At 71.0% G+C, this 15,646-nt stretch carries 14 protein-coding genes; 10 read left to right on the top strand and 4 right to left on the bottom strand.

Annotation, left to right across the window (positions count from 1 at the left end):
* Positions 1-50 precede the first annotated feature (50 nt).
* Complete coding sequence (locus tag ACFT4A_RS37365; RefSeq protein ID WP_184598282.1) at positions 51-506, bottom strand: metallopeptidase family protein; 456 nt, start codon at positions 504-506, stop codon at positions 51-53.
* A 294-nt stretch (positions 507-800) separates the two neighbouring features.
* On the opposite strand from ACFT4A_RS37365, the gene ACFT4A_RS37360 reads away from it, so the two are divergent.
* The 7 genes from ACFT4A_RS37360 (at position 801) to ACFT4A_RS37330 (ending at position 8,309) form a co-directional block, all read left to right on the top strand.
* Positions 801-1,223, top strand: a complete 423-nt coding sequence (locus ACFT4A_RS37360; protein ID WP_189726709.1) for a DUF3499 domain-containing protein — start codon at positions 801-803, stop codon at positions 1,221-1,223.
* Positions 1,224-1,343: 120 nt separating this feature from the next.
* Entirely contained in the window at positions 1,344-2,960 is a 1,617-nt protein-coding gene (locus ACFT4A_RS37355; protein WP_382839680.1) for an L-lactate permease, read from the top strand.
* A 105-nt stretch (positions 2,961-3,065) separates the two neighbouring features.
* A complete protein-coding gene (locus ACFT4A_RS37350) occupies positions 3,066-4,430 on the top strand; it encodes a phosphomannomutase/phosphoglucomutase (protein WP_382839677.1) in 1,365 nt (454 codons plus the stop codon).
* 101 nt (positions 4,431-4,531) lie between these two features.
* On the top strand, positions 4,532-4,702 hold the full coding sequence (locus tag ACFT4A_RS37345) for a Trm112 family protein (protein WP_382839675.1): 171 nt from the start codon (positions 4,532-4,534) through the stop codon (positions 4,700-4,702).
* A gap of 115 nt (positions 4,703-4,817) precedes the next feature.
* Positions 4,818-5,945 carry an SIS domain-containing protein gene (locus ACFT4A_RS37340; RefSeq protein ID WP_382839672.1) on the top strand — a complete coding sequence of 376 codons (1,128 nt, stop codon included), beginning with the start codon at positions 4,818-4,820 and terminating at the stop codon, positions 5,943-5,945.
* 87 nt (positions 5,946-6,032) lie between these two features.
* Positions 6,033-7,184 carry a mannose-6-phosphate isomerase, class I gene (manA, locus tag ACFT4A_RS37335; RefSeq protein ID WP_382839670.1) on the top strand — a complete coding sequence of 384 codons (1,152 nt, stop codon included), beginning with the start codon at positions 6,033-6,035 and terminating at the stop codon, positions 7,182-7,184.
* 144 nt (positions 7,185-7,328) lie between these two features.
* On the top strand, positions 7,329-8,309 hold the full coding sequence (locus ACFT4A_RS37330; RefSeq protein WP_382839668.1) for a cation diffusion facilitator family transporter: 981 nt from the start codon (positions 7,329-7,331) through the stop codon (positions 8,307-8,309).
* 69 nt (positions 8,310-8,378) lie between these two features.
* Here ACFT4A_RS37330 and ACFT4A_RS37325 read toward each other — a convergent pair whose 3' ends face one another.
* Complete coding sequence (locus ACFT4A_RS37325) at positions 8,379-10,487, bottom strand: fructose-specific PTS transporter subunit EIIC (protein ID WP_382839665.1); 2,109 nt, start codon at positions 10,485-10,487, stop codon at positions 8,379-8,381.
* 473 nt (positions 10,488-10,960) lie between these two features.
* On the opposite strand from ACFT4A_RS37325, the gene ahcY reads away from it, so the two are divergent.
* A complete protein-coding gene (gene ahcY / locus ACFT4A_RS37320; protein WP_382839662.1) occupies positions 10,961-12,418 on the top strand; it encodes an adenosylhomocysteinase in 1,458 nt (485 codons plus the stop codon).
* Positions 12,419-12,535: 117 nt separating this feature from the next.
* Positions 12,536-13,150, top strand: coding sequence for a hypothetical protein (locus ACFT4A_RS37315; RefSeq protein ID WP_382839660.1), 615 nt, complete (start codon positions 12,536-12,538; stop codon positions 13,148-13,150).
* 37 nt (positions 13,151-13,187) lie between these two features.
* On the opposite strand, the gene ACFT4A_RS37310 is transcribed toward ACFT4A_RS37315, so the two are convergent.
* The gene (locus ACFT4A_RS37310) at positions 13,188-14,141 is read right to left on the bottom strand and encodes an RDD family protein (RefSeq protein WP_382839658.1); all 954 of its coding nucleotides are present in this window, start codon (positions 14,139-14,141) and stop codon (positions 13,188-13,190) included.
* 128 nt (positions 14,142-14,269) lie between these two features.
* On the opposite strand from ACFT4A_RS37310, the gene ACFT4A_RS37305 reads away from it, so the two are divergent.
* The gene (locus ACFT4A_RS37305) at positions 14,270-15,277 is read left to right on the top strand and encodes a stage II sporulation protein M (protein ID WP_382839655.1); all 1,008 of its coding nucleotides are present in this window, start codon (positions 14,270-14,272) and stop codon (positions 15,275-15,277) included.
* Positions 15,278-15,455: 178 nt separating this feature from the next.
* Here ACFT4A_RS37305 and ACFT4A_RS37300 read toward each other — a convergent pair.
* Positions 15,456-15,646, bottom strand: a 191-nt coding sequence (locus ACFT4A_RS37300) for a hypothetical protein (RefSeq protein ID WP_382839652.1), incomplete at its 5' end; no start/stop codon positions are given.

The raw sequence follows: 15,646 nt of genomic DNA, 5'->3' as shown, positions 1-15,646 counted from the left end.
CGGGGGAGAGGGAGGGGAGAGGGAGGGGGACGTACGGCGGCCCCCTCGTTTCAGCCCTGCTCCTCGCCGTACCGCGGATCCACCGTCTCCGGCGTCAGCCCCAGCAGCTCGGCGACCTGCTCGACGACGACCTCGTGCACCAGCGCCGCCCGCTCGTCGCGTCCCTTGGTGCGGATCTCGACCGGCCGTCGGTAGACCACCACGCGGGCGGGGCGCCCCTCGCGCGCGCTGATCGTGCCGCCGAGCGGAACCGCCTCGTCGTTCCAGGCCTCGCCGGGCCCGTCGAGCCGCGGTACCTCCAGGACCAGGAAATCGATGTCGGCGAGCTGCGGCCAGCGCCGCTCCAGACGCTCCACGGAGTCCTGCACCAGATCCGCGAACGCCTCCGCGCGGCTCGCGGCGAGCGGCACCTGCGGCGGTGCGATCGGGCCGCGCATGCCCCGGCCGTGGCGATCACGACGGCGGGGCCCGGGGGCGGCGGCACGGGGCGTTACGGGCTTGTCCATCACTGCTGAAGGGTAGTCCCCGCCACGCGCGCGTGCCCGGCACCGCGCGGCGCCACGGACGGCTTCCGGCCGACCCGCACGGCATGTCGTTACATGACCATTCCAGCCAAGGTTGGGCTTGATTCCGTATCCCGCCGAGACCGGCGACGTCACGGCAATTGAGGATTTTGTGATGACTCTTGACCGCTTGCGGGCTCGTTCGATGCCCCGGCCGACGGTGTCCGGGCAGGTCAGCCGGGTGTGCCCACAGGGGCCTGTGGGGCGTTTCACAACGCGACACGGTGGAGTGACCTGATGGAGAGTCGTCGCGGCCCGCTCAAGAGTGCGGTACCGTCCAACATCGTGAGCCCTGTACGTCGCTGTTCGCGCACCGCCTGCGGCCGTCCCGCCGTCGCGACGCTGACGTACGTCTACGCCGACTCGACCGCGGTCCTCGGCCCGCTCGCCACCTACGCCGAACCCCACTGCTACGACCTGTGCGCCGAGCACTCCGAGCGCCTCACCGCCCCGCGTGGCTGGGAGGTCGTCCGGCTCCTCGACGGCTCGGCCCCGGCCCGCCCCAGCGGCGACGACCTGGAAGCCCTTGCCAACGCCGTGCGCGAGGCGGCCCGCCCCCAGGAGCGGGCGGCCGGGGCCGGTGGCGGAGGGCGTGCGGCCGACCCGATGGAGGTCGCGCGGCGGGGTCATCTGCGGGTCCTGCGGTCCCCCGACAACTGAGCGCCCCGTTCGGCTGCTGTCTCGCGCACACCCATTGACGCGAGCTTGGCGCGGACATGACCATTCCGTTTGAGGATGCGAGAAATCGCTTTCGCATGACGGAAACCGGGGAGGCGCCCGTTGTACGTCCAGGAACTGGAACCCGTCGCCGGCTCGCTGGGCGTGTCCGCCCTCGTGGCCGCCCTGCCCCTCGTGATCGTCCTGGTCCTGCTCGGCGGCGTCCGCCTGAAGGCGCACCTGGCAGGCCTGACCGGCCTCCTCGCCGCCGTGCTCGTCGCCTGGCTCGCGTACGGCATGCCCCTCGGCCAGACCCTCTCCAGCGCCGCCCAGGGCGCCGTCTTCGGCCTCTTCCCCATCCTGTGGATCGTCGTCAACGCCCTGTGGGTGTACCGGATGACCGTCCGCACCCGGCACTTCGACATCCTGCGCCGGTCCTTCGGGCGGCTGTCCGACGACCCGCGCATCCAGGCGCTCGTCATCGCCTTCTGCTTCGGGGCGCTGCTGGAGGCACTCGCCGGCTTCGGGGCACCCGTCGCGATCAGCGCGGTCATGCTGGTCGCCCTCGGCTTCGAACCGGTGCGCGCCGCCGTCGTCGCCCTGGTAGCCAACACCGCGCCCGTGGCCTTCGGCGCGATGGGCACACCGGTCGTCACCCTCGCCCAGGTCACCGGACTGCCCCTGGACTCCGTGGCGTCCGTGGTGGGCCGTCAGACACCGCTGCTGGCCCTCGTGGTGCCCCTGGTGCTCGTCTGGCTCGTGGACGGCCGACGCGGGCTGCGCGAGACCTGGGTTCCCGCCCTGGCGTGCGGAGTCGCCTTCGCCGTCGCCCAGTTCGCCGCCTCCAACTACGTCTCCGCCCAACTCGCCGACATCGGCGCCGCCCTGGCCGGCGCGGGCGCCCTGGTCGCCGTACCGCACGCGCGCGTGCCCGCCGCCGAGTCGGTACGCGCCTCCGTGCTGACCGGCGCCCGCAGCGAGGAACTCGACCAGGAGGACCCGCCCCGCGAAGTCCTGCGCGCCTACGCCCCCTACGCGCTGATCGTCGTGATCTTCTCCGTCGCGCAGATACCGGCCGTCAAGGACTGGCTGGCCAAGACCACCCAGACCTACGACTGGCCCTTCCTGAACGTGGCCGGGCCGGACGGCGACCCGGTCAGCGGCAACGTCTTCACCTGGCCGATCGTGTCGACCGGCGGCACGCTGGTGCTCCTCGCCGGCATCTGCACGGCCGCCGTCATCGGGGTGCACGCGCGCGTGGCGGTCAAGGAGTGGCTCGCGACCGTGCACGAGCTGCGCTTCGCGATCCTGACCGTGACCTCCGTACTGGCGCTCGCCTACGTCATGAACCTCTCCGGCCAGGCGGCGACGATCGGCCACTTCGTCGCGGCGGCCGGAGCCGGACTCGCGTTCCTCTCACCCGTCCTCGGCTGGTTCGGAGTCGCCGTGACCGGATCCGACACCTCGGCCAACGCCCTCTTCGGCGCCCTCCAGGTGACCGCCGCCCGCGAATCGGGACTCTCCCCCGACCTGCTGGCCGCCGCCAACAGCTCCGGCGGTGTCCTCGGCAAGATGATCTCCCCGCAGAACCTCACCATCGCCTGCGCGGCCGTCGGACTCGCGGGCCGGGAGGGCGACCTGCTGCGCAAGGTACTGCCCTGGAGCCTGGGCCTGTTGCTGGTCATGTGCCTGATCGTCGTCGGCCAGAGCACACCGGTCCTCGGCTGGATGCTGCCCTGACGCCGGGGCGGCGTCCGGGCACCCGCACGGCGTCCGCACAGCGCGCTGTCAGCGGGGCCGGGTAGTTTGGGCCGACCGACAGTACTTTTTCAGGGAAGGTTGGCCGTGGCTGCTGATCTGTCGCAGGTCGTGAAGGCGTACGACGTACGCGGGGTCGTCCCGGACCAGTGGGACGAGTCCCTGGCCGAGCTCTTCGGGGCGGCCTTCGTCCGGGTCACCGGTGCGAGCGCCATCGCGACCGGGCACGACATGCGGCCCTCCTCGCCGGGCCTGTCGCGTGCCTTCGCGCGCGGGGCCGCCGCGCAGGGCGCCGACGTCACGGAGATCGGCCTGTGCTCGACGGACCAGCTGTACTACGCCTCGGGCGCGCTGAACCTGCCCGGCGCCATGTTCACCGCCTCCCACAACCCGGCGCGGTACAACGGCATCAAGCTGTGCCGCGCGGGCGCCGCCCCGGTCGGCCAGGACACCGGCCTCGCGGAGATCCGCGAACTCGTCGAGGGCTGGAGCGAGTCGGGCGCCCCGGAGCCGGCCGCGAAGACGGGCACGATCACCGGCCGCGACACGTTGTCGGACTACGCGGCGCACCTGCTCTCGCTGGTCGACCTGGCCTCCGTCCGCCCCCTGAAGGCCGTCGTCGACGCGGGCAACGGCATGGGCGGCCACACGGTCCCCGAGGTCTTCGCCGGCCTGCCGGTGACCCTGGTCCCGATGTACTTCGAGCTCGACGGCACCTTCCCCAACCACGAGGCCAACCCCCTCGACCCGGCCAACCTCGTCGACCTGCAGAAGCGCGTCCGCGAGGAGGGCGCCGACCTGGGCCTCGCCTTCGACGGCGACGCCGACCGCTGCTTCGTCGTCGACGAGCGCGGCGAGCCGGTCTCCCCGTCCGCGATCACCGCGCTGGTCGCCTCCCGCGAACTGGCCAGGCACGGCGGCAAGGGCACGATCATCCACAACCTGATCACGTCCTGGTCGGTCCCCGAGGTCGTCAAGGAGAACGGCGGCGACCCGGTTCGCACCCGCGTCGGCCACTCCTTCATCAAGGCGGAGATGGCCCGGTCGGGCGCGATCTTCGGCGGCGAGCACTCCGCGCACTACTACTTCCGCGACTTCTGGAACGCCGACACGGGCATGCTGGCCGCCCTCCACGTCCTGGCGGCCCTGGGCGGCCAGGCGGGCCCCCTCTCCGCCCTCGTCGCCCAGTACGACCGCTACGCGGGCTCCGGCGAGATCAACTCCACCGTCACCGACCAGGCGGCCCGCCTCGCCGCGATCCGCTCCGCGTACGAGACCCGCGAGGGCGTCGAACTGGACGAGCTCGACGGCCTCACGGTCTCCGCCGCCGACTGGTGGTTCAACGTCCGCCCCTCCAACACCGAGCCGCTGCTGCGCCTGAACGCGGAGGCGAGGGACCCGGAGACCATGGCCAGGGTCAGGGACGAGGCGCTGGCGATCATCAGGGGCTGACCGGGCCGCCCGCTCGGCTTCCGGCCCCTCCGCCCCACCCTCACCGGCGGTACCCTGACCAGGCACATCCGCAGCACTCCGACCCCTGGAAGAGAAGCCATATGCCGCTCGAATCCGGCCTCCTGGACATCCTCGCCTGCCCGGCCTGCCACAGCCCGCTCAAGGAGCAGGACACCGAACTGGTCTGCACCGATCAGAGCTGCGCCCTGGCCTACCCCGTCCGCGACGGCATCCCCGTCCTCCTCGTCGACGAGGCCCGCCGCCCCGCGTAGGACACGCGGGCGGACCCCCGCGTGAGCCCCGGTGCACATAGCTCCCGGCACAACGGGCACCGAGGTAGGACGACACCCCCAATAACGGACCCCGGCGATCGGAGGCTGCCGCCCCATGCTCGACGAATCGCTGCTCGACTCCCCGGAGCGCCTCGCGGAGGCCGACCACCGCAACCTGCTCCGCGGCGCCGCCGAAGCCGGCGCGCGCGTCCGCACGGCCGCCCGCCACGCCGCCGAGGCAGGCATCAACGACCTCAAGCCCGACGGCCGCCCCCGCGGCGTCCTCATCGCCGGCCCGGGCGCCGCCGCCACCCACGCGGCCGACCTCCTCGGCGCGCTCGCCGGCGCCGGCAGCCCGGTCACCCGCCTGGCACCCACCGGCGTCGCCCCCGCAGCGGGCGCCCTGCGCTGGGAACTGCCCGGCTGGGTCGGCTCCGTCGACCTCCTCCTGATCACCACCCCGGACGGGAGCGAACCGGGCCTGTCCCTCCTCGCCGAGCAGGCCTACCGCCGCGGCTGCACCGTCGTCGCCGTCGCCCCCGGCAGGTCCCCGCTCGCCGACGCCGTACACGGCTCGCACGGCCTGTTCGTCCCCATGGCGACCGCCCCGTACGACCAGGACGAACCCTTCGCCGCGTCCGCCCCCGGCGTCCTGTGGGCCCTGCTCACCCCGCTCCTCGCGCTCCTGGACCGCGCGGGCGTGCTGACGGCCCCGCCGGACGCCCTCGGCAAGGTCGCCGACCGCCTCGACCGCATCGCCGAACGCTGCGGCCCCGCCATCGCGACGTACAGCAACGCCGCCAAGACCCTGGCCGCCGAACTCGCCGACGCGCTCCCCATCGTCTGGACCGAGGGCGTCTCGGCCGGACCGGCGGGCCGCCGCTTCGCCGCCGCCCTCGCCGAACTGTCCGGCACCCCCGCGGTCGTCGCCGAACTCCCCGAGGCCCTCGCCGCACACAGCGCCCTGCTCGCGGGCCCGCTGGCCGCCAGCGCCGACCCCGACGATTTCTTCCGCGACCGCGTCGAGGAAGCCCCCGCCCTCCACGCGCGCGTGGTGCTGCTCCGCGACCGTCCCATCGGCGGCCTCACCGCCGCCCCCGGCGCCCGCGACCTGGCCCTCAGCCATGACACCCCGATCAGCGAACTGGAACCCGAGGCGGGCGACGAGCTGGAGACCCTCGCCGAACTGATCGCCATCACGGATTTCGCCGCCGTTTACCTGGCGCTCGCTTCGAGGGCCTGATCATGCCCGGGACACCCTGACGCCCACGCGGCAGCCGCCCGGGAGCAGCAGGCGCACGTACGCACTCACAGGACCAGAGAGATCCCCATGGACCGCCTCGACAACACCATCCGCCCCTACGCCTGGGGTTCCCCGACCGCCATCCCGAACCTGCTCGGCGTCGAACCGACCGGCGAGCCGCAGGCGGAGATGTGGATGGGGGCCCACCCGGGCGCCCCCTCGCGCACCGGCCGGGGCACGCTCGTCGAGGTCGTCGACGCCGCCCCCGAGAAGGAACTCGGACCGGACGCCGTCGCCAAGTTCGGCCCCCGTCTGCCCTTCCTCCTCAAGATCCTCGCCGCCGGAGCCCCGCTCTCCCTCCAGGTCCACCCCGACCTGGCGCAGGCGAAGGAGGGCTACGCGGACGAGGAGCGCCGCGGCATCCCCGTGGACGCCCCGCACCGCAACTACAAGGACGCCAACCACAAGCCCGAACTGATCTGCGCGCTCACCGAGTTCGACGGCCTGTGCGGCTTCCGCGACCCGATCGAGGCCGCCGGCCTGCTCGACGACCTCGGCGTCGACTCCCTCAAGCCGTACGTCGACCTGCTGCACGCCCACCCCGAGGACGCGGCCCTGCGCGAGGTCCTCACGGCGATCCTCACCGCCGACCCCGACGAGATGTCCCGCACGGTCGAGGAAGCGGCCGCCGCCTGCGACCGCCTCGGCGGCGCCTATGCCCCCTACGCCGACATCGCCCACCACTACCCGGGCGACCCCGGCGTCATCGCCGCGATGCTGCTCAACCACGTCCGGCTCCAGCCCGGCGAGGCCCTCTACCTCGGCGCCGGGGTCCCGCACGCCTACCTCCAGGGCCTCGGCGTGGAGATCATGGCCAACTCCGACAACGTCCTGCGCTGCGGCCTCACCCCCAAGCACGTCGACGTCCCCGAACTGCTGCGCATCGTCCACTTCCACGCCGGCGACCCCGGCGTCCTGCGCCCCGAGGCCTCCCCGGACGGCGAGGAGGTCTACGAGACCCCCATCGACGAGTTCCGCCTCTCCCGCTACGTCCTGCCCGAGGCCGGCACCACCCACGACCTCACCCGTCCCACCCCGCAGATCCTGCTCTGCACGGCCGGCTCCCTCCGGGCGGGCGAGCACGACCTGACCCCGGGCCGGTCCGTCTTCGTCCCGGCCGACGAAAAGGCCGAAGTGTCCGGAACCGGCACGCTCTTCCGGGCCACGGTCATCGCCTGACCTCCCTGCGACGGTGACCTGGCGCACCGCTGCCGCAGCGGGCTGCAACAATGGCCCACCGTCAAGCACGGGCAAAGCCACGGGCGACGCACCAAGGCGAGCACCCGGGCCCTGAAACGGCGTACGAAGGGACAACGCGAACATATGAGCGCGTCAGGCGGAACCAAAGCGATCGTGGCAGCACTGGCCGCCAACCTCGCGATCGCGGTAGCGAAGTTCGTGGCGTTCCTCTTCAGCGGCTCGTCCTCGATGCTCGCCGAGTCCGTGCACTCGCTCGCCGACTCCGGCAACCAGGCACTCCTCCTCCTCGGCGGCAAGAAGGCGAAGCGCGAGGCCACCCCGCAACACCCCTTCGGCTACGGCCGTGAGCGCTACATCTACGCCTTCCTCGTCTCGATCGTCCTCTTCTCGGTCGGCGGCATGTTCGCCCTCTACGAGGGCTACGAGAAGATCAAGCACCCGCACGAGCTGACGAACTGGTACTGGCCGGTCGGCGTCCTGGTCTTCGCGATCATCGCCGAGACCTTCTCCTTCCGCACCGCCATCAAGGAGTCCAACGTCCTGCGCGGGCGCAAGTCCTGGAAGGAGTTCGTCCGCCACGCCAAGGCCCCCGAGCTCCCGGTCGTCCTCCTGGAGGACCTCGGCGCCCTCGTCGGCCTGGTCCTCGCCCTCGGCGGCGTCGGCCTCGCCCTGCTCACCGGCGAGAGCGTCTGGGACGGCATCGGCACCCTCTGCATCGGCATCCTGCTCATCCTGATCGCCCTGGTCCTCGCCGCCGAGACCAAGTCCCTGCTGCTCGGCGAGTCCGCCGGCGCCGAGGAGACGCAGAAGATCGAGAAGGCGCTCGTCGACGGCGACACCGTCACCGGCATCATCCACATGCGCACGCTCCACCTCGGCCCCGAGGAACTGCTCGTCGCCGCCAAGATCACCGTCCAGCACGACGACACGGCCACCGAGATCGCCGCCGCGATCAACGCCGCCGAGTCCCGCATCCGCGAGGCCGTCCCGATCGCCCGCGTGATCTACCTCGAGCCGGACATCTACAGCGAGACCGAAGCCGCCAAGGGCCCCGACCCCGAGGCCTCGCCCGGGGGACCGACGGCGAGCGAAGCCGGACACTGACGCCCCGCGACACTGCCCGAACGCACAGAGGGCCCGCCGAACCGATCGGCGGGCCCTCCGCGCTTCCTGCTACCCGACCTCGCGCAGCACCCCGAGGAGGGCCGCTTCGTCCGACGCGGCCAACAACCGCTCCCGGAACCCGGCATCCATCAACTTCCGCGACAGCAGCGCCAGAATCCTCAGATGCTCGTCACCCGCCGCGGCCTCCGGCACGGCGATCATGAACACGAGCCTCGCCTTCGTACCGTCCAGCGAGTCCCACTCGACGCCCTGCGCGGACCGCGCGAAACCCACGACCGGCTCCGTCACCGCATCCGTCTTGGCGTGCGGAATCGCGATCTCCTCACCGAGCCCGGTGGTGCCCTGCGCCTCCCGCCGCAGCGCGGTCGCCACCAGTTCGTCCAGGTCAGCGACCTTGCCGGTACGGGCCAGCAGCTCCGCCATCTCCCGGATGGCGGCCTCCTTGTCACCGGCTTCGAGGCTGACCTTGACGGTCCGGTCGGTGAGGTAACCGGAGAGAACCTCGACGGAGGTGTCACCGGCGCCGGACGGCTCGGCCACTGCCGCTCCATCGGCCACGGCAACGGTGGCCGTCACCGGCGCACGTACGGTCGCCTGGTCCACGACAGCACCGCCACCGCCACCGCTACTGCCACCGCCACTGGGCACTCCGGCCGGCACGGGCTCAAGCCCGGCAGCACCCGCACCGAAGCCCGCCTCCCCGCGCCGCTTGCGCTCACCCAGGTCGACGAGGGCCACCGTCGTCAACGCGGTGACGACCGAGCCGATCGCCACGGCCACGAAGAACATCGGCACGCCGCTCACCGCACCCAGCACGGCCACGATCGGCCCGCCGTGCGGCACCGCGTCCTCGACCCCGGCGACCCCGGCGATCGCACCGGCGACCGCGCCGCCCAGCATGTTGGCGGGGATGACCTGCGCCGGCCGCGCGGCCGCGAACGGGATCGCACCCTCCGAGATGCCGAAGCAGCCCATGAACAGCGAGGCGAGCCCCGTCTCCCGCTCCTGCTCGGTGTACAGCCGCTTCCGTATCAGCGTGGCCAGCCCCTGCCCCAGCGGCATGACCGGGATCGCGGCCGCGCACATGCCCATGACCGTCTGGTTGCCGGTCGCGATGAGGCCGGCTCCGAACAGGAACGCCGTCTTGTTGACCGGCCCGCCCATGTCGAACGCGATCATGAGCCCCAGAATCGCGCCGAGCAGGATCGCGCTGGTCCCGGTCATCCCGCTGAGCCAGTCGGTCAGGTGCTCGAACACCCAGGAGATCGGCTTGCCGATGACGTAGATGAAGAACAGCCCCAGGGCCGTGGTCGCCACGATCGGGATCACGATGATCGGCATGATCGGCTGCGCGAACTTCGGGACCTTGACCTTCTTGATCCACAACACCAGATACCCGGCGAGGAACCCGGTCACGATCGCCCCGATGAACCCGGCCCCCGCCTTGGAGTCGTACAGCTCACCGGTGTTGGCTATCCAGCCGCCGATCATGCCGGGCACGAGCGCGGGCCGGTCCCCGATGGCATACGCGATATAGCCGGACAGGATCGGCACCATCAGCGTGAAGCCGATGACGCCGATGTTGTTCACGTCCATCCAGAAGGAGTCCTTCGGGATGACGAGACCGCCCGACGGGTCGGCGTGCCCGCCGAGCGAGAGCGAGATCGCGATCAGCAGCCCGCCGACCACGACGAACGGGATCATGTAACTGACCCCGTTCATCAGCGCCTTGTACCCGAGGCTCCGCTCCTTGCCGCCACCGGTCGCGGGAGCCGTGGGGGCGCCCCCTTCCGCGTGCACGGGCGCCGACAGCACTCGCTCGATCAGCTGCTCCGGGTGACGAATGCCCTCCGCCACCCCGACGGTCAGGACCCGCTTCCCCGCGAAACGGCTCAGGTCCACGTCCTTGTCCGCGGCGACGATGATGCCGTCGGCGTGCTTGACATCGTTGTCTTCGAGGACGTTTTCAGCCCCGATGGATCCCTGCGTCTCCACCTTCATCTCGATGCCGCGGCTCTCGGCGGCCTGCGCGAGCTTCTCAGCCGCCATGTACGTGTGGGCGATGCCGGTCGGGCATGCGGTCACCGCGAGCAGCTTCAACCGCTGCCGCTCACCATCGCCGCCGCCCGTGGGGGGAGGGCCGGCCGGACTGGTCACGTCGATCTCCTAACGCCTTTGTCATGCGGAGTCGCCGTCCCGGACGCCCCGCAAGATCGATCAGTTGTTCAGATATCCCGGGCATCCTGCACCACGCCGCCGCAGACTCAAAGGCCAATAGATCCCTGAAGGTCCGCTTCATCACCTCCTGTCGACCGTTCGTTGGTGTCCTGTTATCGCGCCCGCCCCTCGCCCGCACACCCACCGTCCGGCTCGACCCTCTCGATGGCGCGATCTGTTCGGACACGGACTGGGGACGGCCCGGCCTCGCGGTGTAGCTTGGGACGGAGCCAGACGTCGCTGCTGATGGCGGTCGGGCGGTCCCACCGCGGACCGGCCGAGGGAGAGAGGGCCTCCGACGGACTGCGCTGCGTGTACGCGGGCATGCCAGTGTCCTCCTCGGGCACCCCTGTGTCCGCCGCCGCGCAGACCAGCCGTACCCACCTCGACCCAACCCCGAGGAGCAGCTCGCAATGACGACTGTCGACAACCGACAGGACTTCAAGGTCGCCGACCTCTCCCTGGCCGACTTCGGCCGCAAGGAGATCACCCTCGCCGAGCACGAGATGCCGGGCCTGATGGCGATCCGCAAGGAATACGCCGAGGCCCAGCCCCTCGCCGGCGCCCGCGTCACCGGCTCCCTGCACATGACCGTGCAGACCGCCGTACTCATCGAGACCCTGGTCGCCCTGGGCGCGCGGGTCCGCTGGGCCTCCTGCAACATCTTCTCCACCCAGGACCACGCCGCGGCCGCCATCGCCGTCGGCCCCAACGGCACGCCCGACAACCCGCAGGGCGTCCCGGTCTTCGCCTGGAAGGGCGAGACCCTGGAGGAGTACTGGTGGTGCACGGAGCAGGCGCTGACCTGGCCGGACACCCCCACCGGCGGCCCGAACATGATCCTCGACGACGGTGGTGACGCCACCCTCCTCGTCCACAAGGGCGTCGAGTACGAGAAGGACGGCAAGGTCCCCGCCGTCGACACCGCCGAGAACGACGAGCACCGCGTCATCCTCGAACTCCTCAACCGCACCATCACCGACGGCTCCCAGAAGTGGACCCAGCTCGCCTCGGAGATCCGCGGTGTCACCGAGGAGACCACGACCGGCGTCCACCGCCTGTACGAGATGCAGCGCGACGGCAACCTCCTGTTCCCGGCGATCAACGTCAACGACGCCGTCACCAAGTCGAAGTTCGACAACAAGTACGGCTGCCGCCACTCGCTCATCGACGGCATCAACCGCGCCACCGACGTCCTCATCGGCGGCAAGACCGCGGTCGTCTTCGGCTACGGCGACGTGGGCAAGGGCTGCGCGGAGTCCCTGCGCGGCCAGGGCGCCCGCGTGATCATCACCGAGATCGACCCGATCTGCGCGCTCCAGGCGGCGATGGACGGCTACCAGGTCACGACCCTCGACGAGGTCGTCGACAAGGCCGACATCTTCGTCACCACGACCGGCAACAAGGACATCATCATGGCCTCGGACATGGCCAAGATGAAGCACCAGGCGATCGTCGGCAACATCGGCCACTTCGACAACGAGATCGACATGGCCGGCCTCGCCAAGATCCCCGGCATCGTCAAGGACGAGGTCAAGCCGCAGGTCCACACCTGGACGTTCCCCGACGGCAAGGTGCTCATCGTCCTCTCCGAGGGCCGCCTGCTGAACCTGGGCAACGCCACCGGCCACCCGTCGTTCGTGATGTCCAACTCCTTCGCGGACCAGACCCTGGCCCAGATCGAGCTGTTCACCAAGCCCGACGAGTACCCGACCGGCGTCTACGTGCTGCCCAAGCACCTCGACGAGAAGGTCGCCCGCCTCCACCTCGACTCGCTCGGCGTGAAGCTGACCACGCTCCGCCCCGAGCAGGCCGACTACATCGGCGTCCAGGTCGAGGGCCCGTTCAAGCCGGACCACTACCGCTACTGAGCCGCGCCGCTCGGCAGCAGGTCCTTCGAGGCAGGCCCCCGCACCCCCGTGCCGGGGGCCTGCCCCTTTTCCCGGACCAGCGCCCGGACCGGCCCGTCAAGCCCCAGGACGACCCCCATGCCCCGCGGCCGTTATTCGCTCCACGATCCGCACGATCACACCCCCCTCGCAGAAGAACACTTCCACTGCGCCACCGGCCCCTCCGGCTGGCGCTACGTCTCCCAGCTGACCACCCCCTCGGGCGATCACCACGGCTCCGTCGACCTCACCCTCGACGAACTCGGCCGCCCCATCCGCCTCGAACTCCACGCCGCCGCCTGGCAAGTCCGCGGCGCCGCCCTCGACGGCGTCACCTGGGTCCGCACCGACCCCACCGGGACCGAGGCCACCGAAGGCAACGTGCGCGCCCACGCCTTCACCGGCACCTCTCCGGCGTTCCTCGTCGCCACCGCCCGTCTCCTGCGCCTCACCCCCTCCGCTGCTGCCACCCGCGTACGCCTCGTCGCCCTCACGGACCCGGTCCTCGCCCCGCGCACCGTGGACCAGTCGTGGTCCTTGCTGAAGAGAGAAGCACACGCCACTGACAACGGCCCGTTGACCGTGGACGAATACCAGGTCACAGCCCTGGACACGGGCGAGCAGCACGCCGTGCACATCGCGGGCGACGTGGTGCTCGCGGCCCCCGGCATCGAGCTCGAGGACCTCGAGTCACCGCCGTCGACCTTCACCTGACCGGGCAGCCGCAGCGGATCGGACAGCCCCGCTCCCACTAAGCCGGCGGCACGAACCCGGTGCCGGGCCGGTCACCCGCCGGCACCTCCGGCTCCTCCACAGGCCGGCCCCCGCCGGACGACCCGGACGCCGCCCCAGGCGCCACAACGGGCGGTACGTCAGCGACCGGCGGTCCGTACGCGGCCGGAGCTCCGTACACCGCCGGAGGCCTATCCCCAGCCGGAGCGGGAGACGAGGCCGAACCGCCCCCGAAAGCCCGCCGGGACTCCCGCGCCTGCCGCTCCTGCACGACCGCCGCCAGATACGCCGCCGGCGGAACCCCCTGCGGCACCGGAGCCCCCGTACGCTCCGCGAGATCCGACGCCAGCCGCTCCGCCATCGACGAGCCCACCTGCGGATCCAATTGCTGCATACGCGTCAGGTACTGACGAACGGCGAGCCACAACCCATCGGGCACGGCGGACAGATCGAGCCCCGAGAACCGTCCCGCCAGCCAGGGCGGAGGAGGCGGCACAAAGCCGGTCCGCGCCACCGGAATCCGCTCCCGCACGACGAGAGTCCCCGCGAACACATCCCCCAGCCGCCGCCCACGCGCCGAGACGAACGAGGCGATACAGGCGACGACCCCGAAGGTCATGAGGATCTCGATCACCGCGATCAAGCCCCTCACCAGCGCATGCCGGAACCGGATCGGACCTCCGTCGTCCCGCACCACCCGCAGCCCGCACGCCATCTTCCCGAGCGACCGCCCGTGACTGAGCGTCTCCACCGCGATCGGCGCACCCACCAGCACGAGAACGAACGTCGCGATCGACAAGGCCGTCTGCGCCGCCTCGTCCAGCGAAGCCGTGGAGGTCACCAGCACGATGGTCACCGCCACATAGACGGCCAGCGCCGCCACCAGATCGAGCAGCACGGCCAGCGCCCTGCTGGGCAGCCTCGCGGGGCGCAGCTCCAACGCCACAGCCTCGCCCGTCACCAGCTCACTCACGCCCGCCGTCCTTCCCCTGCCCTGCCCCGGACAGAGCCAGTCTGCCAAGCTGAGGGCGCATCGCGCCGCAGTACGACAAGCTGATCCACGACGAGTCTCCGACGAACAGCCGAGGAGCAGGCACACCGATGGACCTCGACGTCTTCGTCTCCGCCCACCGCGCGGAGTGGGACCGCCTCGAAGCCCTGCTGCGTCGCCAGCGCCGCCTCAACGGCGCCGAAGCCGACGAACTCGTCACCCTCTACCAGCGCACCGCCACACACCTCTCCCTGATCCAGTCCAGCGCCCCCGACCCCCAGCTGACCGGCCGGCTCAGCCAACTGGTGGCACGCGCGCGTAGTGCCGTGACAGGCACCCGACGCGCCTCCTGGCGCGACGTCACACGCTTCCTCGCCCACGGATTCCCCGCCGCCGTCTACAAGTCACGCCACTGGTGGGTACCCACCGCGCTCCTGTCCACGGCCGTGGCGGCGCTCCTGGGCTGGTGGATCGGCACCCACCCCGAAGTACAGGGCTCCATCGCGGCGCCCAGCGAACTACGCGAGCTCACCCGACCCGGCGGCCAGTACGAGACCTACTACTCCAGTCACCCGGCCGCCAGTTTCGCCGCCCAGGTCTGGACGAACAACGCCTGGGCCGCCGCCCTGTGCCTGATCCTCGGGGTCTTCCTTGGACTCCCGGTCATCTGGATCCTCTTCCAGAACATGCTCAACCTCGGCATCGGCTTCGGCCTGATGTCCTCGGCCGGGCGACTCGACACCTTCCTCGGACTGGTCCTCCCACACGGCCTGCTCGAACTGACCGCCGTCTTCGTGGCCGCGGGCACCGGCCTGCGCCTCGGCTGGACCCTCATCGACCCGGGCCCCCGCACGCGGCGCACGGCTCTGGCGGAAGAGGGCCGAGCCGCCATCGGCATGGCCATCGGCCTCGCCCTGGTCCTCTTCGTCTCCGGCGCCATCGAAGGCTTCGTCACCCCGTCCGGCCTCCCCACCTGGGCCCGCATCACCATCGGGGTCGCCGCGGAACTGGCCTTCCTCGCCTACGTCTACGTCCTGGGCGGTCGCGCCGCCCGCGCCGGAGACACGGGCGACGTCGAGGCGGCAGAACGCAGCGCAACTGTGCCGACAGCCGCCTGAACGTCCCCTCGACCGCCGGATGTGCGACCACGTCCGTTCAGCTGCTAGTCTCCTCTTCGCCCCACAGGAGCCATTGACATGGCAAGCGCGGGGAGGTAGATTCGAACAGTTGCCTACAGAGGGGTTCCACCCCCAAACGGCGACCGTGAGCATCTGTCGGCTCCTTGAAACGCTGATTTCATTGAAGCCACTCCCGATGATTCGGAAATGAGCGGCCGGTCAGTACGGCCCGAAACTTCTGATAAAGTCGGAACCGCCGGAAAGGGAAACGCGAAAGCGAGAACCTGGAAAGCACCGAGGAAATCGGATCGGAAAGATCTGATAGAGTCGGAAACGCAAGACCGAAGGGAAGCGCCCGGAGGAAAGCCC

Source organism: Streptomyces sp. NPDC057099 (assembly GCF_042671245.1).
GTDB lineage: Bacteria > Actinomycetota > Actinomycetes > Streptomycetales > Streptomycetaceae > Streptomyces > Streptomyces purpurascens.
Note: the sequence above shows the minus strand (reverse complement) of the source record. Positions and strands in the feature narration are given on the sequence as shown.

Coding starts and splice junctions, on each gene's coding strand:
- ACFT4A_RS37365 (WP_184598282.1), bottom strand. CDS start 506: ATGGACAAGCCCGTAACGCCCCGTGCCGCCGCCCCCGGGCCCCGCCGT.
- ACFT4A_RS37360 (WP_189726709.1), top strand. CDS start 801: ATGGAGAGTCGTCGCGGCCCGCTCAAGAGTGCGGTACCGTCCAACATC.
- ACFT4A_RS37345 (WP_382839675.1), top strand. CDS start 4,532: ATGCCGCTCGAATCCGGCCTCCTGGACATCCTCGCCTGCCCGGCCTGC.
- ACFT4A_RS37340 (WP_382839672.1), top strand. CDS start 4,818: ATGCTCGACGAATCGCTGCTCGACTCCCCGGAGCGCCTCGCGGAGGCC.
- manA (WP_382839670.1), top strand. CDS start 6,033: ATGGACCGCCTCGACAACACCATCCGCCCCTACGCCTGGGGTTCCCCG.
- ACFT4A_RS37330 (WP_382839668.1), top strand. CDS start 7,329: ATGAGCGCGTCAGGCGGAACCAAAGCGATCGTGGCAGCACTGGCCGCC.
- ahcY (WP_382839662.1), top strand. CDS start 10,961: ATGACGACTGTCGACAACCGACAGGACTTCAAGGTCGCCGACCTCTCC.
- ACFT4A_RS37315 (WP_382839660.1), top strand. CDS start 12,536: ATGCCCCGCGGCCGTTATTCGCTCCACGATCCGCACGATCACACCCCC.
- ACFT4A_RS37305 (WP_382839655.1), top strand. CDS start 14,270: ATGGACCTCGACGTCTTCGTCTCCGCCCACCGCGCGGAGTGGGACCGC.